This is a genomic window from Trichococcus pasteurii (assembly GCF_900112935.1).
In the GTDB taxonomy this organism is placed as follows: Bacteria; Bacillota; Bacilli; order Lactobacillales; family Aerococcaceae; genus Trichococcus; species Trichococcus pasteurii.
In genome coordinates, this window is the sequence record NZ_FONM01000018.1 from 36,347 (window position 1) to 59,234 (window position 22,888).

The 22,888-nt window shown below is 43.4% G+C and carries 24 protein-coding genes and 2 pseudogenes; 6 read left to right on the forward strand and 20 right to left on the reverse strand.

What is annotated here, in order from left to right:
• Positions 1-78 precede the first annotated feature (78 nt).
• The 8 genes from BM184_RS12615 to BM184_RS12650 form a co-directional block, all read right to left on the reverse strand.
• On the reverse strand, positions 79-1,179 hold the full coding sequence (locus tag BM184_RS12615; protein WP_086942761.1) for a PTS fructose transporter subunit IIC: 1,101 nt from the start codon (positions 1,177-1,179) through the stop codon (positions 79-81).
• A 25-nt stretch (positions 1,180-1,204) separates the two neighbouring features.
• Positions 1,205-1,513 carry a PTS fructose transporter subunit IIB gene (locus tag BM184_RS12620; RefSeq protein WP_086942762.1) on the reverse strand — a complete coding sequence of 103 codons (309 nt, stop codon included), beginning with the start codon at positions 1,511-1,513 and terminating at the stop codon, positions 1,205-1,207.
• A 24-nt stretch (positions 1,514-1,537) separates the two neighbouring features.
• Entirely contained in the window at positions 1,538-1,990 is a 453-nt protein-coding gene (locus BM184_RS12625; protein ID WP_086942763.1) for a fructose PTS transporter subunit IIA, read from the reverse strand.
• A gap of 25 nt (positions 1,991-2,015) precedes the next feature.
• The gene (locus BM184_RS12630; protein ID WP_086942764.1) at positions 2,016-2,453 is read right to left on the reverse strand and encodes a PTS sugar transporter subunit IIA; all 438 of its coding nucleotides are present in this window, start codon (positions 2,451-2,453) and stop codon (positions 2,016-2,018) included.
• Positions 2,443-3,927 (reverse strand): BglG family transcription antiterminator, encoded by a 1,485-nt coding sequence (locus BM184_RS12635; protein WP_086942765.1) that lies wholly within the window; start codon positions 3,925-3,927, stop codon positions 2,443-2,445. Before BM184_RS12635 ends, BM184_RS12630 begins: the two co-directional genes overlap by 11 nt.
• Before the next feature lie 275 nt (positions 3,928-4,202).
• Positions 4,203-4,532 carry a helix-turn-helix domain-containing protein gene (locus BM184_RS12640; protein ID WP_177208662.1) on the reverse strand — a complete coding sequence of 110 codons (330 nt, stop codon included), beginning with the start codon at positions 4,530-4,532 and terminating at the stop codon, positions 4,203-4,205.
• A 157-nt stretch (positions 4,533-4,689) separates the two neighbouring features.
• Complete coding sequence (locus BM184_RS12645) at positions 4,690-5,328, reverse strand: NAD(P)H-binding protein (protein ID WP_086942767.1); 639 nt, start codon at positions 5,326-5,328, stop codon at positions 4,690-4,692.
• Between the two features lie 198 nt (positions 5,329-5,526).
• Positions 5,527-6,219: a flavodoxin gene (locus BM184_RS12650; RefSeq protein WP_086942768.1), complete on the reverse strand. Its 693-nt coding sequence runs from the start codon at positions 6,217-6,219 to the stop codon at positions 5,527-5,529.
• Between the two features lie 226 nt (positions 6,220-6,445).
• On the opposite strand from BM184_RS12650, the gene BM184_RS12655 reads away from it, so the two are divergent.
• From BM184_RS12655 to BM184_RS12670, 4 genes are all read left to right on the forward strand, one after another.
• The gene (locus BM184_RS12655; RefSeq protein ID WP_177208663.1) at positions 6,446-6,832 is read left to right on the forward strand and encodes a nuclear transport factor 2 family protein; all 387 of its coding nucleotides are present in this window, start codon (positions 6,446-6,448) and stop codon (positions 6,830-6,832) included.
• 41 nt (positions 6,833-6,873) lie between these two features.
• The gene (locus BM184_RS12660; RefSeq protein WP_177208664.1) at positions 6,874-7,869 is read left to right on the forward strand and encodes an alpha/beta hydrolase; all 996 of its coding nucleotides are present in this window, start codon (positions 6,874-6,876) and stop codon (positions 7,867-7,869) included.
• Positions 7,870-7,898: 29 nt separating this feature from the next.
• On the forward strand, positions 7,899-8,753 hold the full coding sequence (locus tag BM184_RS12665; RefSeq protein WP_086942771.1) for an aldo/keto reductase: 855 nt from the start codon (positions 7,899-7,901) through the stop codon (positions 8,751-8,753).
• A gap of 90 nt (positions 8,754-8,843) precedes the next feature.
• Entirely contained in the window at positions 8,844-9,698 is an 855-nt protein-coding gene (locus BM184_RS12670) for an aldo/keto reductase (protein ID WP_086942772.1), read from the forward strand.
• A gap of 205 nt (positions 9,699-9,903) precedes the next feature.
• On the opposite strand, the gene BM184_RS12675 is transcribed toward BM184_RS12670, so the two are convergent.
• From BM184_RS12675 to BM184_RS12720, 11 genes and pseudogenes are all read right to left on the reverse strand, one after another.
• Positions 9,904-10,812 carry a LysR family transcriptional regulator gene (locus BM184_RS12675; RefSeq protein ID WP_086942773.1) on the reverse strand — a complete coding sequence of 303 codons (909 nt, stop codon included), beginning with the start codon at positions 10,810-10,812 and terminating at the stop codon, positions 9,904-9,906.
• A 163-nt stretch (positions 10,813-10,975) separates the two neighbouring features.
• Positions 10,976-12,874, reverse strand: coding sequence for a beta-glucoside-specific PTS transporter subunit IIABC (locus BM184_RS12680; RefSeq protein ID WP_086942774.1), 1,899 nt, complete (start codon positions 12,872-12,874; stop codon positions 10,976-10,978).
• A 101-nt stretch (positions 12,875-12,975) separates the two neighbouring features.
• Positions 12,976-14,643, reverse strand: a complete 1,668-nt coding sequence (locus BM184_RS12685) for a carboxylesterase family protein (RefSeq protein ID WP_086942775.1) — start codon at positions 14,641-14,643, stop codon at positions 12,976-12,978.
• A gap of 149 nt (positions 14,644-14,792) precedes the next feature.
• Positions 14,793-15,638, reverse strand: coding sequence for a BglG family transcription antiterminator LicT (gene licT / locus BM184_RS12690; protein ID WP_086942776.1), 846 nt, complete (start codon positions 15,636-15,638; stop codon positions 14,793-14,795).
• Positions 15,639-15,961: 323 nt separating this feature from the next.
• A complete protein-coding gene (locus BM184_RS15605; RefSeq protein ID WP_245830685.1) occupies positions 15,962-16,276 on the reverse strand; it encodes a hypothetical protein in 315 nt (104 codons plus the stop codon).
• Positions 16,277-16,292: 16 nt separating this feature from the next.
• Positions 16,293-16,643, reverse strand: a pseudogene (locus BM184_RS15735) (hypothetical protein); the annotation flags it as partial.
• A gap of 98 nt (positions 16,644-16,741) precedes the next feature.
• A complete protein-coding gene (locus BM184_RS12700; protein ID WP_086942777.1) occupies positions 16,742-17,431 on the reverse strand; it encodes a flavodoxin in 690 nt (229 codons plus the stop codon).
• Between the two features lie 5 nt (positions 17,432-17,436).
• Positions 17,437-18,474: an alpha/beta hydrolase gene (locus BM184_RS12705; RefSeq protein ID WP_086942778.1), complete on the reverse strand. Its 1,038-nt coding sequence runs from the start codon at positions 18,472-18,474 to the stop codon at positions 17,437-17,439.
• A gap of 154 nt (positions 18,475-18,628) precedes the next feature.
• Positions 18,629-19,270 carry an NAD(P)H-binding protein gene (locus BM184_RS12710; protein WP_086942779.1) on the reverse strand — a complete coding sequence of 214 codons (642 nt, stop codon included), beginning with the start codon at positions 19,268-19,270 and terminating at the stop codon, positions 18,629-18,631.
• Positions 19,271-19,301: 31 nt separating this feature from the next.
• Positions 19,302-20,018 (reverse strand): flavodoxin, encoded by a 717-nt coding sequence (locus BM184_RS12715; RefSeq protein ID WP_245830687.1) that lies wholly within the window; start codon positions 20,016-20,018, stop codon positions 19,302-19,304.
• A gap of 17 nt (positions 20,019-20,035) precedes the next feature.
• Positions 20,036-20,779 carry an SDR family oxidoreductase gene (locus BM184_RS12720; RefSeq protein ID WP_086942780.1) on the reverse strand — a complete coding sequence of 248 codons (744 nt, stop codon included), beginning with the start codon at positions 20,777-20,779 and terminating at the stop codon, positions 20,036-20,038.
• A 167-nt stretch (positions 20,780-20,946) separates the two neighbouring features.
• Here BM184_RS12720 and BM184_RS12725 point away from each other — a divergent pair, with 167 nt between their 5' ends.
• Positions 20,947-22,290 (forward strand): PTS sugar transporter subunit IIC, encoded by a 1,344-nt coding sequence (locus BM184_RS12725; RefSeq protein WP_086942781.1) that lies wholly within the window; start codon positions 20,947-20,949, stop codon positions 22,288-22,290.
• 22 nt (positions 22,291-22,312) lie between these two features.
• Positions 22,313-22,450: pseudogene (locus tag BM184_RS15195) on the forward strand (family 1 glycosylhydrolase); the annotation flags it as partial.
• Positions 22,451-22,466: 16 nt separating this feature from the next.
• On the opposite strand, the gene BM184_RS12735 reads toward BM184_RS15195, so the two are convergent.
• A partial coding sequence (locus BM184_RS12735; protein ID WP_425445336.1) for an IS1634 family transposase occupies positions 22,467-22,888 on the reverse strand: 422 nt, incomplete at its 5' end.

Sequence of the window (22,888 nt, forward strand, 5' to 3'; positions counted from 1 at the left end):
GATTTTTAAAAGTGTTCCAACCACTCATATATTGAATTCCATCCAAGATAATCTCAACATGAGTGGCACTTATTTCCATTAGAAGACTTGGATATCTGCTAAATTAATTTCATCTTCTTCGACTTCTCTTTGCATATCCATCTCTTCTTGCGGAATATTTTTCTTGATTACAGCCAAGACCACTGCTGTCACAAGGATATTTGCTAGCAATGCGAGCGCGCCTGCCCATGGTCTGGACATTGTCGGTAACATCAATACACCACCAAACGGTACCGTTGCATCCGCTCCTAGTGCCATCGATATCGCGCCACCTACTGCACCGCCGATTGCGGTCGCAGTCACACCACGAACCAGGTCATTCATAACCAGCGGAATGACACCTTCAACAATATTTATGAAGCCCATCGGAACTGCCGATTTCAAGGTTTCGACTTCTATAGATGAATAAATATTTTTTCTGAACAGTTTTGCAACAAAGTAAGCCAAGCCAAAGCCGATTGGTGTTGCTGTATTTACCAATTGCAACGCTGTAATCGGACCATTCAGGCCTTCTGCCTGCATAGTCAAGACGAAAGCAAATACGGTCTTGTTGATTGGACCACCATAGTCAACACCGCTTAATACACCCACAACCGCCCCGAACACTAGCAATGAAGAAGAGCCCAAACCATTTAACAAATTCGTCAATAATGCTGTAAAAGCTGTAATCGGTACACCAATGATATATACCATGATCAAACCACCGATGATTGATGTAAAAAAAGGAATAATCAACGTCGGCATCAAGCCTTTAGCCCAGTTGGGGACTTTAATATGTTTTAAAGTAGCAGTCACAAGATAACCTGCTAAGTACCCACCTAATAGCCCACCAATGAATCCGGCACCGATTGCATTTGCGGTTAATCCAAGAATGAAACCGGGAGCAATCCCTGGTTTACCTGCGATCGAATAAGCAATCCCGGTTGAGATAACTACAGGCAGTAGACCTAAACCTGCTCCACCCATTGTTGCTAAAGCATCCCAGATGGAAAACTCACCTTGTACCAATGCAGCTTGATAAGACCCGCCGAACGCCATACCGATGGCGATCAAAAAGCCTGCACCACATACAATCGGTATCAAATATGAAATTGCTGTCAACAAATGGCCTTTAAGGTTTAATTTTTTAATTGCATCCATTTTACTTCCTCCTAATTTATATTTTTTAAGCTACGAATTCTTCGGCTTTTTCAATCAATTTAGTTGGCGATTTTACAGCTACTTGTGTGGGAACCTGGATGACACGTTTGCCTTCAAAACGTTCGCGTCCAGAAATTTTTACATCGATCGCCAAAATTACGATATCCGCATTTTTGATTTGTTCTTCGGTCAACGCATTTTCAATCCCAATTGTTCCTTGTGTTTCTACATGAATTTCATGACCAGCTTTCTTTGCAGCATTTTCCAACTTTTCCTGAGCAATATAAGTGTGTGCAATCCCTACTGTACAAGCGCAAACTCCAACGATTTTCATAATTTTTTCCCCCTGGATAATTTTTTATAGTTCAAATGCTTTCATTACTTCGTCAGCATTTTTTGACAACAATAAATTCTTTATGACTTCATCATTCCCTAATTTGCGAGCAAACAATGACAATAATTTCAAATGCTCTTTTGCTCCTGCTGTGTCATTCCCTACTGCAAAAAGAATAATGCCTTTCACACCTTTCCCATCCAAAGTTTCCCATGGAATTTCATTTTCCAGGACACCGATTGCCACTCCAACTTCCTTAACAAAGGCACTTTTCCCGTGCGGAATCGCGATATAATTTCCAATTCCGGTCATCCCTTCTTCTTCACGGGTGTAAATATCTCGAATGAAGCCCTCGATGTCTGTAATATAACCGGCATCAAGTAAAAGTGTTGTTAGCTGGTTCAGCACATCTCCTTTACTTTCGGCCGCCATATTTGTTTTTACGATCCTGGGATCTATAATAGTGGTGATTTCCATAATTTCTTCCTCCTTGGTGTTCCTTTTAGAGACTCTCTAAAACGATGTCAATTTTCCGTTTTTCAGCTTGTTTCAATAATTCTATAGTCTCTTCATATGCTAAAGACTTAATGATTCTCTTTACATCCTGTAAGATTTCTGGCTCTTCCTCTTTTTTGATCAACATGAAGAGGATGGTGTTGGCAGAATAATCATCTTTCCAATTCAAAACCGGATATTTCAATCTAGTCAATATCATACTCGTCTCGTTCACATTACTGCTCTCAATATGCGGAACCGCAAAGTCTTCTTCAATTAACGTATTGCCCATCGATTCCCGCCATCGAAGTTCTTCTTGCAATACTTCAGCGGAGTCGATCTTCCCAGCTTTCAAAAGGTAACCGGATACATAATCAAACAACTCACTTTTTCCGTGCACTTCGTCCAGTTCCAACAAATCGATTTTGATATGCTTATTTCCCATCCTGCAACTCCCCCACCCGCGTCAATAATCTTTCTTGATCATCGATGGTCAACATCGCACTGATTACGATTGAAGGTACTTCGATTGAAGCATCCAGCTTTACAGTCGAAATGATCAGGTCGACATTCGGGAACTTTTCTAGAACGGAATGGATGTTCCGCGTAGAAATGACATCCAAAATCTCGATATCAGGAATTTTTTTACCTATTTTAACCTTGAGTAATTCTGAGGTGCCTATGCCTGTTGTGCACATGATCAATGATTTTACTTTGTTCGGGTTTTCTTCCAGAATTTGGGCAAAATAAAGGGTAATGAAGCCGACCTCATCTTCGTTAATTTTTGACAGATGGAATTTCTCGGAAACTGCATCGGCAACTTCCTCCACATCCAAAAAAATTCGGGCATACTCGAGCTTGATCTGTTCCAGCAAATTATTTTTTACGTGAATACCATGTTCCAGTCTATTGAGCAAAGGTTTGATATGGCGTGCCAAATTGGTGAATAATTTCTTGCTGGACAAACGGATGGCTGATTTTTCTTCTATTTGTTTGATGAAAAATTGTGTGATTTCCTGAACTGTATCCGCAAAAATTTCTTTTTCCTCTTCCTTCCCTTGCATTCTTGATGAAATCAAATACTGAAAGAGGAAGTACACCTCATGATCAGGAAGGGTTGTGTTCAAGTATCTCTCGATATTCTTCACGATTTTTACAGAGATTTCCTTTAAATTAAGGTCCGTATCCATCTTATTCAACTCAGCTTTTGAAATATTCACTCCATAATTGAAAGAACGCAGACCGGCTTTTCTGAACCTGCTGATCAAAATATAGATGTGCGAAAAAATGTTGATATTGTATGGGTGCGGTAACACGATATGAAGATTTTGTTCGATATCTCTGATTTGATTCAAAACAAACTCAGCATCATATTTATTGAACTTTTGATCTTGTTGGATTTCCAGTTGTCCTAAATCGATCATTTCAGTCGATTGGATCAAATCCTTGATTGCCCTTCTGATGTTTGATTCGTTTCCGGTCACTCGCAACGTTCTGTTCTTCCTGATCAGCTTGATAGCATACTTTTGCAAAATGTCTGCAATGATCCTTTCATCTGATGCCATCACATTCTCACTGATGTAGAACGGCTCATAAATTTCGCAGACGCCTTTTTCGCGCGGGGCGGAAAAGAGCAGCTCCTCCATTATTTTGTTCCTGCGTTCAATCGGTGTTATGCTGACAGGTTTGGAATCGGAAACCGGCATGTGACTTTGCCTATATTCTAATTTGAACCCTCTCCCCTTCTCGGATGAAATCAGAACACCATCTCTAGATTCTTCATTGATTTGTTTGATGAGTCTGTAAACACTTTTCGTAGAAATATCTAAAACTCCGGATAGCTCATCAGCTGTAACAAAATCTCTATGGTTTGAAAGAGTGTATAACAGTGCTTGTTTCCTTCTCTCCACTGGGCTCATAAGCTCCCTCCTTTCTACATTTTTATCTTACCACGCCAAAAAGAAAGCGTTTCACCGAAAAATGTCCGTTGCATTGGACATTTTTACATGACCAAGTATAGTGTGTTCACATTATATCTCATTGAGCAGACTGGATGGCTATTGATTTTATAATCAAAGTAACTAGTGAAAGAAAAAGAACTCCTGACTGTTTTGTCTGCACAAAAAAAAATGCCCTAAACCCAGAAATGAATCACACACTGGGTTTGAGGCAGTTTTTATTTATATTTTCTGTTCTAAGTCATCCGATTGATGGCAACCCGTTCCTGAATCACATACACATTCGTGCTGTACCTTCCGTTTGCCGCTGGATTCTTTCGGATTGTCAGATATCCTCTTTCAATCAAGTTTTTCTGATGCTTCCGGAATCGTTCCTCGCTCATGTTCAGATCCTTGCTGATTTCGCCGACCGTGGGGAAGCTTGTGTCCCCGGCCCCGATGCATGCGGCAAAGTACGCATAGATTGCCTTCGCCTCGACCGTCAGCTTCCGGTCACTCATCACACTTCTCGGAACAGTTCCATACCCCATCGAAAGTACATCAACTACCTGTGTTGTCTTGTCCATCATTCTCCCTGCTTTCCGTTTATTTGTTTCGACCGTACCGCTGACACCATGAAGGTGAATCGCTGTCTTGGTCTCTACTTACAAAGACGGTGAAGAGGTTGAATGTGTAACCCCTAAAAAATAATATCCATCAAAAGGGGCAGCTTTGGGTTTCATGTTAATAAAAGCTTGGTTTTGCGTAATCCGTACCTGGTTCGCCTAAGCCTAAACTCTCGCGATGGTAGTCAGCTTTGCCCGTCAGTAAATCCGTCACAAATTGGGATACCGCTTGTCGCGTTACTTGTGCTTCGGTGAATGGTTCCCCTTTGCGTGTAACATGAACAGCAGTATTCCCCGCTTGGTTGTACAGCCAGGTGATACGCAAAATCACATAGTCCAGGTCGCTGGCTTCAACGAGGTCAGCGGCTGTGCGTAATTTGGACTGCCAAATTTTGCCCATACCGGCACGATACCATTTCTGAAAATTACCAGTCACTTCTTCGTACAAATCAGGAACACTGGCGAGGATGAACCGCTTGACTCCGGCTTCCTCCATTATTTTAAGTAGCGACTTAATAATAGGATCCTCAGCAACAAAGTTGAGATAAACGGCATCGACATCGCTTAAGTTAGCTTTAATCGTCGCCGTATCCTCAAAAGTTCCATCGACTAATTTCACACGTGAATTGGCACTGGAAGCTAGCCGGGATGTCACATTGCGCCCATACAAAGTTAAATCAAAATCAGTTTGCTCCAATAAATTTGCCGTCACCATTCTGCCGATTTCGCCGGCAGCACCTAAAATCATGATACGCATTATTTTGTTCCTCCTCATATAATTACAGGTTGCTGTTCATTTAAACCTCACCTCGTCTTACTGTCGTTCTCAAATATGCAAATGAACGCTATTGACTTGCGTTCTCTCATTCTTTTACAGATTCTGGTCAAACAGCCAGCCCATTATTGCTTCATCTTCGGTGATCCTTTCAGGATCGGAACGACCAAGGCTGATCAGTCATTCATTTATTTCTGCCAACCAATCCAAAATTTCTTGTTGGCTGCTTTCGATGTTGTTTCGGGAAACCGATAAAGCATCCGTCACCACAGTCGCCTCAGGAATCTCGTCTTGGATGGTTCTTACCGTGTTAGCTAGGCCGCTTCCGCCATGAACGGTATAAGGAATGACGGTTTTGCCGGTAAAATCATGACTTTCCAGAAATTGCTGGACCATCGGCGGAAGTGTTCCCATCCAGATCGGATAGCCCAAATAGATCGTGTCGTAATTGTCAAAGTTTTCTACTAATTGAGCCAGTTCACGATCAGGGGCATCATCAGAGCTGACTTCATCGATGATTTGCCCTACATCATCGGGATATGCTTCCGCCGGCTCAATCAAAAAGGAATCTGCTTCGAGTTCTTCACTGATCCAGATCGATGCCTGCTCCACTAATCCAAGATATTCGCCATCATTTTGCAAAACGCTGGCACCAGTTACCACGTCCAAATCTGTCCCTACCGGATAAGAAAAGTACGCAACCAGTGTCCTTCCCGAGCCGCCATTTAAGGATGCTGTTGAATCACTGGCATTTCCGATTTCGCTTGTGGCATCCGCTTCATTTGTTGCTTGATTCGATCCATTGTCACTGTTGCAGGCTGCTAAAGCAAAGAGTGATGCTGTACCGATCAATAATCTAACGAATTTTTTCATCCTCTCACCTCTTCATGATTTCATTCCTATCCTTACATCCAAACATCTAGGATTCCTTTCACTGTACAGTATTGTGTGCACTCCATAGCAAGAAATATATATAAAATAAGGAAAAAACTTGCTATGGTCTTAACTCCACGGTTTACAATAGGTTTATCAATACAATCAAGAATGCATGCAAATCTTGATTCCTGATTACACTTATTAATGATAGGGGAGAATGATTATGACAACACACGCTATTCAAGGCATTTCCGCACAAATTTGGGCAGCCAAGCAAGCAAATGATATGACCGCAGTTGCAGGGTTCATCGCTGATAACGCACGCTTTGTTCATATGGGCATCACTTTCGACAAGGCTGGGGAACTGGAAGTGTTTAACGAGAAAATCTTCCTCTTCAAAGCGGTGGATGTTGCAGAAGAATACGTGGAGGACTACGGCAGCACCGCCATCATTTTCAAAAAAATGATCCTGACAGCTGTGATCGGGGGAAATGAAGTCCAGAATCCGTTTGTCCTCTCGGAAGTCTTCACAAAGACTGAAGCGGGCTGGAAATTGGCTGCCGAAACCTATACCCGAATAGCAAGTGATTTCGAAGCTTACAAAATGTGACGAGCTCGGATCGACAAGCGGTATTATGACTAATGGAGGCGATGATGATGAAGAGCGTGACGAAAATGAGTGTCGGTTTTCTGGCTGTGGTTCTATTGTTGGGCATGCTTTATTTCTGGCTGAGCGACCCGGGCCAAGAGAACCCCGCAAACAGTGAGGGTCAAGCGAGCAGGATCCAGTCAACGGACGTTCCGAGCGCTTACTTCGAAAGGCCGAGTGAAACCGGTCGAGTCGTTGAGGTTCAGTATGCCAGCCTGGATTACACACAGGATAACCCTCCCGAAATCACCAAGACTGCTTATGTTTATCTGCCGGCTGGCTATGATGAGGCCGATGCTGAAAAGCGGTACAATATCCTCTACCTCATGCATGGTTGGCGCATGACTGCGGGTGATTTCTTCAACTATTCCGATTTGGTCACCATCTTGGATAACATGCATGCAAATGGCGATATCGAGCCAACGATTGTGGTTACGCCAACCTTTGATGCTGAAAACCGGTCACAGGATTTCAGTCGTTCGGAAGATGAAATCCGTCATTTCCACCAGGATTTCAGGAACAATCTCGTTCCCTATATCGAGAGCAACTATCCTACCTATGCAGAGGGAATATCCGAAGAGGCTTTCCGGAATTCACGTGCGCACCGTGCTTTTGCGGGCTTTTCCGGCGGCTCGGTGACGACGTGGTCCCAGTTCATCCATAACCTTGATTACATCAGATACTTTGGTCCGATGAGTGGCGACAGCTGGGAAATCGAAGTATACGGCGGCCGCGATAATTCAGTCAGGACGGTGGATGTACTGGAAAACGCCGTTCGGGAAAGCAATCTCGAATCCGATGATTATTACATTTATGCAGCCACCGGTACCGAAGACTTCGCGAACGATCTGATTACGACGCAGGTTGAGGAGATGCGCACACGGCCAAGCTTTACTCCTGATAACTTGACCATGGCCATCAATGACGGCGGCGTTCATGACCTCGTGTCCGTTCAGGAATACCTTTACAATATGCTCCCACTTTTCTTTGGAAAATAGCAGCGTGTTTACTGGATAAGGAGGAAACCATGCGATATACAACTTTAAATAATAATGAGATTATCCCTAACCTTGGGACAGGGACTTATCGGATCAGTCCAACCGATGCCGAACGTTCCGTGGAACATGCCTTGAAAAGCGGGTATCAACTGGTTGATACGGCAAATGTTTACCTGAATGAAAAAGCTGTTGGTCGTGCTATCAAAAACTCAGGTGTCAATCGAAGTGAGATTTTCCTGACCTCCAAAATCTGGCCAACAGATTATAAATATGAAAAAGCCAAGCAAGCAATTGAGGATACCCTAAACCGTTTAGGCGTCGATTACCTTGACCTTATGCTTTTACACCAACCAGTTGGCGATTATCTAGGCGCTTGGAAAGCTATGGAAGAGGCTGTAAGCACTGGGAAAATTAAGGTCATTGGTCTTTCTAACTTTACAGGACCTGAATTGGATAAGGTTATCACTGAAGGAACCATCAAACCTGCTGTTGTGCAGGTGGAATGCCATCCTTATTTCCAACAAAAAGAGTTAAAAGCAAAACTCGCTAAGGACAATATTGCGCTTGAAGCTTGGTATCCACTTGGTTCAGCTGACAAAGACTTGCTTGCCGAACCAATCTTTACAGAATTAGCAAGTAAATACAATAAATCCGTTGTTCAAATCATCTTGCATTGGCATGTCCAAACAGGAAATATTGTCATTCCAGGTTCGAAAAATCCGGCTCACATAGACAGTAATCTGGATATTTTTGATTTTGAACTGACAGCCGCTGAATTGGCGCAAATCTCCCAACTCGATAAAGGCAAACGCTTCTTCAATTTGCCAAAATGGATGCACCGTCTGTTTTTGTTGGCACGCGTGAATTACGATAAGCAAGCCTAAGAAGTTTCCGAAAAATAAATCTTTTCTCTTGCTATGGATTCAACTCCACACTTTATAATAAAAGTATAAAACAAAGAAAGAGGGATACACATGGAATATACAACACTTAATAATGGAATCAAAATGCCTATGGTTGGTTTTGGCGTTTTCCAAATTCCAGACCCAGCAGTTTGTCAGGAAGTCGTCGAAGCAGCCATCAAGACAGGGTATCGCCTTATCGATACAGCGCAAGCCTACGGCAACGAAGAAGCAGTAGGCAAAGCCATCAAGGCGGCTGGCGTTCCCCGCGAGGAACTCTTCATCACAACAAAACTTTGGATCTCAGACATGAGTTACGAAGGCGCCAAAAAAGCTTTTGCTGAATCCCTTGCAAAACTTGATTTGGACTATGTTGACCTTTACCTCCTTCACCAACCTGTCGGGGATACTTTTGGCGCATGGCGTGCACTGGAAGAACTTTATGCGGAAGGCAAAATCAAAGCTATCGGTGTGTCCAATTTCAAGAACGACCAATTGGCTAACTTGTCCCTTTTCAACAAAGTAACGCCAGCTGTGAACCAAGTTGAGTTGCATGTTTTCCACCAAAAGCAGGCTGACCAAGACTACATGGCGTCTAAAGGTATCCAAATCGAGAGTTGGGGTGCTTTTGCTGAAGGCAAATTCGACGTCTTCACCAACCCGGTTTTGAAAGAGATCGCTGACAAATACGCCAAATCAACTGCGCAAGTCATGCTTAGATGGCAATTACAGCGTGGTGTCGTTTCGCTTTCCAAATCAGCAAATCCGGAACGCGTGCGCCAAAACTTCGACATCTTTGATTTCGAACTGACCGCTGATGATATGGCAAAAATTGCTGCAATCAACACAGATACAACCGTTTATGCTGACCACCACGATGCGCAAACAATTGAAAACTTAGCTGGTTATATCGGAAAATCATATTAATTTGGAATAAAGTCATCAACTTAGTGAAAAGGGGCGGGAGATCTCGCCTCTTTTTTTATTGCCTATCCCCTCGGCAACTCGTTCACAGTGCATCTGCCCGACAAGGCGGGAGCCTGAGCGTAAAAATATAAGGACAATTAACGAAAGAAGCCCGAAAGGGAAGCTGTGGCTGCAGCTGTCCTTTCGGGCTTCTTTATGTTCCTTATCATCTCGTCGAGATTTCCGACAGAGGTGATCTGTTGATGGCGGACAACAGTTTTTGCACTTTTACTGTTGGCTTTGGGGAGTGCAGCAGTCCAAAAGGAATTGTGTGGTTCCATGAAACAGGTATGACTTTTACCAATGGGTGAATATTGTCCCATTTTCCGATTGCTATCAGCAGATTATCTGAGGACGCGCATCGATTGAATATTTCTATGTCATAAAAGGAGAAGTCTTTTATCGTGATGCGCGGATGATGGCTCCACAGATCATCCCTAAGTTTGTCGACATAAATATTCCATCCTTTTCGGATAATCATCAGGTTTTCTCCATATAGATCGCTGATTTCAAGGCTATCCTTCTTGGCTAAAGGATGATAGATCGATAATGCGACACAAATGGGTTCTCTTGAGAGTTCCACTGTTGAGCATTTTCGACTTTGCAAAAAATTTTCATCAAACACACCAGCAACAATATCAATGTTTTCTCCCAAATTTCGTAAAATTTCACGAGCATTCTCCGGCGTGTTTTCAAAAGATACCAACTGAAATTTGAAGTTCGGCTCAGAAAGCCTGAGCATTGACCATATCTCCGCAATGGACTGGGAGGAGGTCATAACCGACGTTCCTATCCGTATGGTGCAGTCATTCCCGTCCTCAGCATTTTCGGCCCTGGATATGGAATCTTTGGCGTATTGAATAAGATAAAGGGAGTCTCTGTACATCGATTCCCCGGCAGCAGTCAATGTCATGCCTCTGGGCGTTCGGTTGAACAAGGTTAGTCCGATTTTGCTTTCCAGATGATTGATCTGTTTGCTTACTGCCGTTGGGGAAATGAACAATTTTTCGGATGCTTTTGAAAAGCTGCCTGTTTCCGCAACGACAAGAAAAGTATCAAGTTGTGGATTATACATACTAGTCCTTGCCTCCCTGCATTCAAATCTGTCCCTATTATGGTCAGGCTATATAGCCTTGATTATACCAATTTTGCTTATCGAAATACCAGAAAAGATAAAGACATGTGCACATTTATTGGATAAACGTGCGCATGTCCGTTGAAGACCTTCTGTCTGACCGCTAAAAAAGTACAGTAAGCAGTTCTTGGCCTTCCTTAACTTCTTTTTTGACCGTTTCTATAGTCTCCAGCAGCTCTTGACTATTTGTTATGATCACTGGCGTTTGCGTAGAATACCCCGCTTCTTCTATCGCAACTAGATCAAAATCAATAATAGGCTGCCCTTTAGCGACCTTGTCACCTTGTTTTACATGCGCGGTAAAGCCCTCTCCTTGTAACTGGACGGTATCGAGACCGATATGAATCAAAATTTCAACACCGCTGTCTGCGGTAATCCCAATTGCATGCAATGTAGGAAATAAAAGGGTTACTGTTCCATCTACAGGGGAAACCACTTTGCCGTCTGAAGGAATGATTCCTACCCCTTTCCCCAAAGCACCTTGTGAGAACGCGTTGTCTTCTAAGTCCTTTAATGGAATGATTTTTCCGTTCATTGGGGATCCAATAATTTCTTTCGACATTTTTATGGAGTCGGTCCGTTTGACTGTTCTGTCTGTCTCCAAACAATCATCTTTCCAGAAAAAGAATGTCAAAAGAAATGCAACAGCCAGGGAAACGAGAATGCAGATAAAAGAAGAATACATCCCGCTGGCATCTCCACTTGGGGATATGAAACTTACAACACCAAAGATCCCCAATCCACCAATGATATATTGTTGGCCACCCAAAAAATTAAACAGCGCTCCACCGATTCCGCCAGCGATGCAAGAAAATATAAACGGTTTTTTTGCCGGCAATGAGAAACCGTAAATGCCGGGCTCTGTAACACCAAATACACTTGAAACGATTGCCGGAACAGCCAGTGCTTTGCGATTTTTATCCTTCATTTTGAAGAACATTGCTGTCAGAACTGCTGTCTGTGCAAATGTTGTTCCAAATTGACCAACCAAAATCGTATCGTAGCCTAGTGTGGTGATATTGATCATGGCGATTGGAATGATTGCCCAGTGCAATCCAAATATGACCAGAATCTGCCAAGCAAAGCCTACGACCAACCCAGTAACGATCGGGGATAAGGCGTATAAAAATGAAAATCCTTGCGTCAGTAATTCCGTCAGCATGGAAACGATCGGGCCAATGATCAATAGCCCAACAGGGACACTAATTATCATCACGAACAGCGGTACGAAGAAATTTTGCAAGATCTCCGGAACCAGTCTTTTCGCCAGTTTTTGAATTTGTGCAGCAAAGGAAATGATCGCAATGATGGGAACGACGGTGGATGTATAGTTCGCCGCCACAAAAGGGATCCCCACAAAGGTCGTGAAATAATCCCCGGCTGCCGGGAGAGTTCCGATGGCCTCATTAGCAGCGGACAGGGCACTTGCTTGAATCGTTGGATAGCATAAGGCCGCACCCGTTATCATCCCGACTATAGGATTGACATTAAACTTTCTGGCAGCGGTATACCCAAGGATAACCGGAAGAAAGTAAAACACCGCATCTCCGATGGCGTTCAGCACTTCAAAAGTTCCGCTTGTGCTGTACGCAGTTCCCAACAGGAAGACGAGCAAGGCATTCAATCCCTTGATTATTCCGGATGCACACATGGGTCCCAGCATAGGCTGAAAACAGCCACTGATGATATCAATTAATTTATTGAAAATGCCTTGTGATGGACTCTCTTCCTCACTGATGGGAGAGTTTTCTTCGATTCCAGCTGTTCTATTTACTTCAGCAAAAACATCCGGAACATGGTTTCCTATGACTACCTGATACTGGCCCGCGCTGTGCATGACGGTTACTACGCCGTCCATGGCTTTTATCACTTCATCATTTGCTTTATTCTTATCCCTCAGCTGAAAACGCAGCCGTGTGATGCAATGCGTCAAGCTTACGATATTATCCGCTCCGCCGACATTTTTTACGATATCTTCTGCTAATTGTTCATATTTGCCCATTTTGTTGTCCTCCATCTTCATTAAAAATAATGAGAATAAAATCTGAAGGTTTGGCCAACTCAATGTCACCATCCAACAATAGCTTTGTGATCTGAAATTTGTTATTGAGATGCTTGGGTAAGAGACTCATATAATGCCAGATCGAAATCTTCTTTGGTTTCTGAATTTGTATCAAAGACCATTGTGTTATGTTCGTCATTTGAATAAGGTGCCCATTCAAGATCCTCAGTGGAAGGATCCCCGGTTTCCAGAAACGCCCCTAGAGCATTCGACATAGCTTCAGATACTTGGCGCGCATTCTCTTCATCACCTTTGATCATGTGGGGAACTTCATCCAGTGAATTGAACCAGTATGGAATATCTCCGGTATGGTACATCGTTACCCCACCAAAGTAAGGTTGCTGATAAGATACTGCATAATTGTAAACAGTCGCTCCCGCGTCGTTAAATGATTTCAACCAGCCGTTTTCTGGATTGATCAGCCCATATCTGGAAAAGCCGCCTTGAGGTATGGAATTGATGAACAGCACTTCCGCCAGCGGATGCTCCGGATAGGCCTCCTTATACAGATCAGCAATCCTTTCAGCATCTGAACCATAGCGCTCCGTCAGCATTTCCATAGCCTTAGCCTCATCAATATCCGGTAAATATGCATCTTGATTTTGTCCATAAATAAGAGGTTCAACATTTGTAAAGAATTCGGAATAGGTAGTGCCTATCATCCATTTGCGATTTGCGGCATATTCATTCATTTCGCCATTTTCATCGAACAGCGGATCTGCAAATGTTCCATCACCATAATGCGTGCTCCAGTTGCACCCTGCACTGGTGGCACTCTCCAAAAGTTCCTCATAACTCATATCTGTCAAGGTTGGGATGACTTCGCTGTCAGCCAATTGCAGATAGTCCACCAGTTGACGGGCATTGGCAACGCCTGCTTCTTTAGGCGTAGTAGCGTAATAGCCGCTCATAAAGACGACTTTATCAAATAAATCAACGGTGTCCGACATGCTTGCCAGCGTAGATACTTTTTCTGCCCCTCCTGATTGCCCAAGGATAGTGACATTATCCGGGTCTCCTCCGAATTCACTGATATTGTTCTTCACCCAACGTAATGCCTCGACACAATCTTGGATACCGACAATGCCAGAATCAGCATAATCTTCCCCGTAGGCGGACAAGTCCAGGAATCCGAGTGCATTCAACCGGTGATTTACTGAAACAAATACAGCATCCTCGGTTTCAGTAAAGTACTCACCGGTATAATACGATAGTTCACTGGAGGCTCCACTTACTAAGCCACCTCCATGAAAGAAAACAATCACCGGTTTGTTCCCCTCCAAACTATTGGACCATACATTCAAATACTGACAATTCTCATTTCCGACCATGTCAGCCGTGCCGTTCGAGGGTGTCATAAATTCATATGGATTTGGACTGGCAGTGCTGCTTAATGTTCTCTCTTGAGGAGCGACCTGGCCATATGAAAGCGCAAGATGAGTGCCTCCGTCATAGTTCTCAATAGGTTCAGGTGATTTGAATCTTTCGGCAGTTGCATACGGAATGCCTTTGAAGCTATAAACATTATCCTCCTTGTAACCGATGAGTTTTCCAGCAGTCAGATCAACTGTTTCCATACTGATTGCTTGAGAGTCCGCTTTCTCGGTAGTTGCACCATTAGTGGCTGCCCCCTCTTCAGCACTGCAGCCTCCCAACAACAGCACCGCCATCGCTCCTAACGAAATCATCCATGCATTTTTTCTTTTCATCTCCATTACCTCCATTTTTCATACTTACGAGCCTGAAATCTAAAGGTTTGGCCAACTCAATGTCACCATCCAGTTGAAGCTATTGTCACCAGTTTAGGAACCTCCTTTTTGATCGATTAAAATATCTTCTATATATAAGCTTGATATTTTTAATATTTAGACATTTTGTTGATAACCCTTTCAATATGGATCGTCAAATATAACTCTTCCTCATTTGAAAGGATGTACGCATATTTCTCAAATATGAACTTGGATATAGCCTTGACGCAACTGTACGCATTCTCATATCTTTTTTTTACAACATTCAAAAGATCATCATCTTTCTCATCTTCATAGCTTGTCCCACTCAACAAACGCTGGGCGAAAAATTTGAGATGCGTGATGAAGCGATAGTAGTACACATTGTCTTCGTCAAATTCTATATGGAATTTATATTTGACGATGCTGGTAACTTCTTGCATAACTTTGGTGATCTGGTACATATTTTTAACACTGTTTTCATCTATTTCTGCATTCACCAAATGTAGCGCGATAAAGCCGGCTTCATCATCGGGCAGATGTAACCCAAAACGTTCCTCAATCATATCCAAAGCTGTCAAGCCAATGGCAAATTCATCGGGATAGAATCTTCTGATGTCCCAGAGTAGGGTGTTGCTGATAACAATCCCATTGAGAAAGCGTTCGATGGCTGTATAAATGTGATCAACCAGAGAGATGTACAATGTCTCGTTCAGCTTTTTCCCCAGTTGTGTTTTTGCATAAGAAATTATTTGTTCTGCGATTTCAACGTGATCGATCGGAATATCGACGATCAGTTCTTGGAACTTATTAGCTGTGTCTTTATTGGACAGAGTGAATACTTTATCAATTATAGCTTCATCCACTTCTTCTCCATTTTTCTTATTGAAGGCCAGGCCTCTGCCCATGACAATTTTTTCGATGGCACCATCTTTTACAACAACGACATTATTATTTAGCTTCTTCTGTATTCTCATGATATCCCCCTTTCTACAGCAAAAAATTAAAACCCACATATCAAAACCGATTTCAAATGAAATCCGCTTTAATACGCAGGTTTAGCTTGCTGGATGCAATCACTATCCTCCAAATGATCCAAGGCTGTAAGCACTTGTAAATCACAACGATATCTATTTAATTGGCTTGCATACGCATTCATTGCAACGCTTTATTTGACTAGTCACAGTATATAAGCAAAGCAAAGAGAAGAGAAGAGAAGTCACTTTTTTTCAGCTAGTACACACCTGAAGGTTCATACTCTATAATCACTGACTGAGTATCCAAAAGAAAGGAGCACTTCTCAGCTTCTTGCCTTCCTTTTTCTGCCTCTCAACAACACCTCTGCATAATGCCCGATGCAGATGAACAACCCCATGATCGCAACATAGTCCAGAAAAAACAGCATCAGCGGCTCTTCAAAGTCAAAGTATACGAATTGGCTCTGCAATAGCATATAGGTCCCGATTTCCCGGAAAATAAAGGCGTAGACACCGTATGCAACGAATACTGCCGTCAGACTGCGAAGAAGCTTTGCAGAAACCGAAGATTCTTTCTTCTTGCGTCTGCGCATCATCCCGATCATTCTGTTCCAGTGAAAGCCGAGATGCACACTCATAAGAACAAACCCCCAAATAGGAGCACAACAGATGGATGGTTCTCGCCAGCTGTCTTCCGCCGTTGATGGGCAGAAAGGAAAAAACATGTCGGGAAAGCACAATGCCGCTGACCATGAGCCCGACCGTGCACAGAAGTATCGCTGAAACAATCGCTGTCTGTGCGAGCCTGTATGCATTGTACCTTCCCCGGAACAAACTTTTACTCCAATTGCTATTGAGGATATGGTGCCAAATGAACAAAATGAACATCCCTACCCCGATCCATTCATGAATAACTTGACCCACCAGCCCATAGCCCATCAAGAGCAGCAAGCCGATCGTCATAGCGCTATCGATTGTCATTTTTTTGATATTAATCGGCTTCATTGGACCGCCTCCTTCATTACACTTATTCTTTGGCGATCTGCGGAAAATGATAAATGTTGGCTATAGCCAACAATCAGTCTCTGCGGTTTGCGGATAGGCTAATATGCTAAGCCTTCAGCCCAGGAAATCACTTCCTCCTCGCTGTCTACCACATCATTTCGGGAAAGTACCAGGGCATCATCCCATATCAGAGCACCGGGCTGTATTTCGGAAATCGTTTCGATCGTATCGGATGAACCGCTGCCGCCATGGGTAATGAACGGAACGATCGTCTTTGAACCGAAGTCATACTCCTCCAAAAAGCTGTATACAGGCATCGGTAGATCTCCCCACCAATTCGGGAACCCCAACAGAATCACTTCATACTGATCGAAGTTTTCCAGATGGGAGGCAAGTTCCGGACGGGCATCATCATCCTGTTCGTCCGCCGCCTGATCCACCAGAGGATCATGATCGAGCGGATAGCTGGCGGTGGTTTCGATGCGGAAGAGCTCTCCGCCGATGGTCTGCTGGATCAAATCGGCAACATATTCCGTATTCCCCATCTTCTCGCCGTCATTCAGCACAACGCTGGCTCCCGCCACCGCATCCACACCTTGCGTATCTACATCTTCCGGTACGGAGAAATAAGCGATCAGTATGTCAGCTGAGCTGTCGATGGATGAAAGGCTTTCCCCGGAAGAATTGTCCGCGGAAGTGTTGGCTGTTGTATCTGTGTCTTCTCTACCGCAAGCGCTGAGATGGACGGCCAACAAAAGGGCCGCTGTGATTGCAAATAGTTTTTTCATTGATGTCACTCCTCCATGTGTTTTTCCCAAAAAGTTACAGCATCGTCGATCCATCCTTCTGCCGAAGTCCCGATCCCCAGTCCGAAACCATGCCCGAGATCAGGATACTTTTGGAATGCTGTATCGATGCCGAGTGCGCTTAAGTTGTCGATGCGCTGCTCCATAGTGCGCCAGCTGGCTATACCGTCGCTTTCCCCCACGCAGGCATAGGTGGGTGGGTCGTTCTGCGTATAATCCGTGTGGCCTGTATACTGCATCACAACGGTTCCGGGTCGGGGCAGATCGTCACCTCCGAAGGCTGCAGGACCATACGATCCCAGATAGGCTGCCATCCGCGCCCCTGCCGATCCTCCCCAAAGGGAGTAGCCGTCAGTGCTCACTCCCAATTCAGTTGCGTGGGTGAAGATGAAGGAAATCGCCCTCGCCAAATCCTCGCAGGCAACATCTGCTCCACCGGTGCGGTACTGCAAGGCAAATGCATTATAGCCTCTGCGGCTCAGTTCCAGTGCGTGCGGAAAACTCTCATGGATGGAGCCGACATAGGAAAAGCCTCCCCCTGCGCTGATGACCGCAAAAGGTGCATCCGCTTCTCCCCGGAAGAAAAACAGCCCCGTATTTTCTTTTGTCGGGTCAGCCGCCTTTTCTTCATCACTGTAAATCTCATAGAAGATGGTATCTCCGTCCCTTACCATCCTCAGCATCGAATGGATGACACCCAAAGTCGTATCCGTGTCGATATGGTTATGATAAGGCAACAAGGAGCCGATGGCGCTTAGCTGCATGCTGCTGTCCGGCATTCCGCGCTCTGTCGGAAAAAGAAAGCGGCCAAACTCGTCAAACTCGGGTAAGTTGATGATATCGACGACACGGGACTGTGCAGCTACAGTTGGTAGTTCGTCTTCTGCCTCAGCGGAACGCGTCGTGGTGCCAAAGCGCCCACTCCCCTGCGATGGGGTATCCTCCTGAGGATCCATGTTTGCAGAACAGCCCGAAAAGAAAATGATCATAAGTGAAAGAAGCATCAAAAGGTTATTTCTTCGCATGACCTGACCCCCGGTGATTTTTAATAACTTTCATTATAAAAAAATCAAGGCTTCAGAAGAAGTCTCGATTCGTTATGCAGCATGAACCCAAAGGTTACTGCTTGTTATCCTGTTCAAATGGCAGCGGCACTCAAGTTAGTTTTTAAGATTTCTCTCAATAAAAGGTGGGTTTAGGGAAGAGCTCTGTTCCGGGTTCATAGACCCCAAGGCTTTCCTTGTCATAAGATATTTTTCCGGTTAACAGATCTGCAATCAGCCTAGCCACGGCTTCACGGGTCACCTGAGCTCCTTTAAATGGAATGCCTTTCAAGCTCAACGCGTAGGCTTCATTCTTCGGTTGATTGTACAACCAAGTTAATCTCAGCAAAATGTAATCAAGATTGGATTCTTCAACAACTTTCGCTGAGTCTTTTTGTGCTTGCATGCGAGGACTAGTGCCGATCATTGCATGATTCCACTCGCCGAACTTGCCCACTACTTCATCATAAATCCCTAAAATGGATGCTCCTATGAAACGTTTGATTCCTACTTCTTGCATAGCTTCCACAATGATTTTTACAGCTTCTGTATTTCCCATATCATTCAGATAAACTGCATCGATATCTTTCATGGCAAGGATCAATTTTTCTTTTTCGAGAAAATCACCAGAAATAACATTCACACGATGGTCTTGTCTTGTAATGCGCTGTTCGCCATGGCGTGCATAAAGAACTAGATTTATATCTGTCTCTTCTAAAAGTAAATCGGTTAATTTTACAGCGATTTGACCTGCTGCTCCTAAAATTAGAATTTTCATAAAGAGTTTCCTTCTTTCTTTGGATTTTGCACTACTGATCCGCTACCCACTCAGCTAATTCATTCTGGGAGGAAACAACAGCTTCATCTTCCACGGTAAAGCTCTCTTCAATCATGCTGTTTGGCAATATTTCTTGCATCCGCTGAAGGGAATTCCCTTCTCCGTATCCCGCATTAGATGAAAATGGGTAAATGGTTTTCCCGTCGATCAACTCCCCGTTGGTTCCCAAAAAACTAATGATGGGGTTCGATAGCGTCATTGCCCATGTTTGATACCCCAGAAAAATCCTATCATATTGACTCAAATCAGGTATTTCCGTATTGATTTCGGGGAAGTTGCCGCTATCCCTTTCTGCATTTGCCCGTTCGACAGTTTCTTCATAATCTTCCGGATACGGTTCGGAAAGCGTCAGTTCCAAAACATCGGCATTCGTCTCGTTATAGATCATTTTGACCAAATTCTCCGTGTTTCCGCTTCTTGAGAAATAAATGATGATCGCATCAGCATCTTCCGTCAGTATGCGCATGGGTTCTTCCGTGCTGTTTGTATCCTGACCGTCTGACTGCGCGCCTCTCCCGTATTGTCCGGTGCCGATTATTTCAACCGCTGAGGATGAAGTAGACGGTTCTGTTGCGCTTTGAATTTCTTCAGAATTGTTCGCTTGATTCACGCTGTTTTCCTCCCCATTTCCAGTACATCCCGCCAGTAAAAATCCACTAGCCAAAGCAACGTAAAGTATTTTTTTCAATGCCACTCCTTCTTTCCTTATTGAACTTGCTTCGTTGGACGAATAATAATTTCATTCCAAGCGGCGTCAGCTGGTACATCAATCACTTGTTGAATCACTGAAGCCACACGCTCAACCGGAATCCCGAAATTTTCGTAAAATTCTTCATAATTTTTTCTCAAGTTGGCATCTGTCATTGAAGACAATAACTCCGTATTTATTGCACCGGGAGAAATAACCGAGACACGGATATTTGATCCGTCTTTAGCGACCTCTTCCCTCAAAGATTCACTGATTGCGCGAACTGCCCATTTGGTTGCTGAATATACTGCTCCTCCTGCATGCGCATAATGTCCAGCAACGGATGAAATGTTGATGATATGACCGGATTTTTTGGCATTCATGTACGGGAGGACTGCTCCAATCCCATAAAGCGTTCCTTTGAGATTAATATCTATCATGTTGTCCCAATCCGAAATACGTTTATTTTTTAATGGTGAATGGGCCATAATCCCTGCACTGTTGATCAAAATATCAACTTTCCCAAAATTCTCGATGGCTACTTTGATTAATTCTTCTACATCTGAATGGTTGCTGACATCTGTCACTCGATACAAGGCTTCGCCACCATTTGATTTGATTTCTTCCGCCAACTCTTTCAGACGTTCTTCTCGTCTGGCCGCTAAAACAACGATGAGACCATTTTCCGCTAATAATTTTGCTGTTGCTTCACCAATCCCGCTCGAAGCTCCTGTAATAACGGCTACTTTTTTTTCAGTCATAACCTCTTCCTCCTTTTCAATACGATTATAGTTTACACCTTGAAGTCGACTCCACAGCAAGCCAAAAATAAATTTAACAAAAACGCTTGACATGAGAACGTTCCCACAAAGTAGTATGCATGTAAGCGTTAACGCATGCTATTTTGCGAGAAAAGAGGGAATTAGAAATGGAAAAATTTATGTCATTTTTGGAAGAAAAAATGGTTCCGATTGCGGGTAAATTGGATCAAAACCGTTATCTGACGGCGATCAAGAATACTTTTATTGGAGCCATGCCTTTATTTATCATCGGTTCATTCTTTGTCCTGATTGCATATTTACCGATTCCAGGATTTGCTGATTTCATGTTGAACACCTTTGGAGAATCTTGGCAGCGTACAATTTCTCTGCCGAATGAAGTCACAATGAGTATGATGACAATTTATGTGGTCATAGGATTGTCCAGCAATTTATCAAAGAGTTATCATCTTGATAGTATGGGAGCTATTTTTGCAGCATTAGCCGCATTTTTAATGGCAACACCGGTAAACCTTTTTGCAGTAGAAGGTACGGGAAATGGGATACCAGTCAGTGCGTTAGGTTCATCCGGGTTATTTGTAGGGATGTTATGTGCTGTACTATCTGTGGAGTTATTGCATTTTGCTGATAAGAGAGGTTGGAAAATTAAAATGCCGGACTCAGTCCCAGCAAATGTTTCAACCTCGTTCTCAACTTTGATCCCGATATTATTTGTTACTCTTGTTTTCTTTGCTATCCGACTTGGATTTTCTGCGACAAGTTATGGTACCTTACAAAGTTTTATTTTTTCTAATTTACAAAAACCGTTAACTTCACTGGGCGCTACCTTACCAGCACTGATTATTGTAATGCTGGTTGGAGGAGTGTTATGGACGTTCGGTATTCATGGAGGGAATATCGTCGGTGGGATTATGCAACCTGTTTGGTTGGCATTGACTGCAGAAAATGCCGAGGCGATTGCAAATGGGTTACCAGCTCCTAATATTATCAATTTTCAATTTTATAATAATTTCACTAAAATTGGCGGTTGGGGTGCAACTTTTGGTTTATGCATATTTTTATTGTTTTTTGCAAAATCACAGCAATTTAAAGCGATTGGGAAATTATCAATTTTACCAACCATTTTCACAATCAATGAACCTATAACTTTTGGATTGCCAATAGTAATGAACCCTATTTTGATGCTTCCCTATATTATTTGTCCCGTTGTAATGGCGATTGTTGCTTACGTCAGTATGGATCTAGGTCTGGTTCCGTATCCAAATGGTGTTAATATTCCATGGACCACACCACCGATTATTGCTGGGTTTTTGGTTTCAGGTTGGCAAGGCGCGGTGCTGAATGTGGTGCAAATTATACTTTCTCTCTTGATTTATTTTCCATTTGCTAAAGCAGCAGACATGGTTGCATTAAAGGCAGAAAGAATTGCTGCAGAAGAATTGGAAAGCGCTGAAACTGAATTAGAGGCCAATAGAAGTTTAGCCGTTAAATAAAACAGTATAAGAGGAGATAATAATGGGATTTCCAGATAATTTTTTATGGGGCGGCGCGACGGCTGCCAATCAAAGTGAAGGCGGTTATAACGAAGGTGGGCGCGGTTTAGCAAATGTTGACGTGGTTCCTTGGGGTGATGACCGACGCTCTATTATAACCCTAGATTCCCAAAAAATTATAACGTGGTCGGGGGCACAACACCTAAGGTGTTATATAATTGCGACTGCTTCTTCGTAACCTCACCCACTCGCAATGCACTGCCTGGATTTTCAAATGCTTCAATGATATCCAATTCGTCCAGTAATTCCTGCATCGTATAATTTTTATACAGCTCTTTTTCGGACATCTGCTTTTTGATGTACGATAAATAGATCAATGCAATAAACTGTACGAATAATTTTCCTTCAAGCGAACTTTCTGATGAAACGGCTGTGCGCCGTAAATTCAGCCGCTCTTTAAGATTTCCAAATGCTTTCTCAACGATGTCTTTGTTACGGTACAAATCTAAAGCGGCGATGGGATCCTTGATTTCATTGCTGATGAGGGCAAAGAATCCGTAGTCTTTTTCCGCTTGGGTAATGGCTTTTTGTTTGGGGG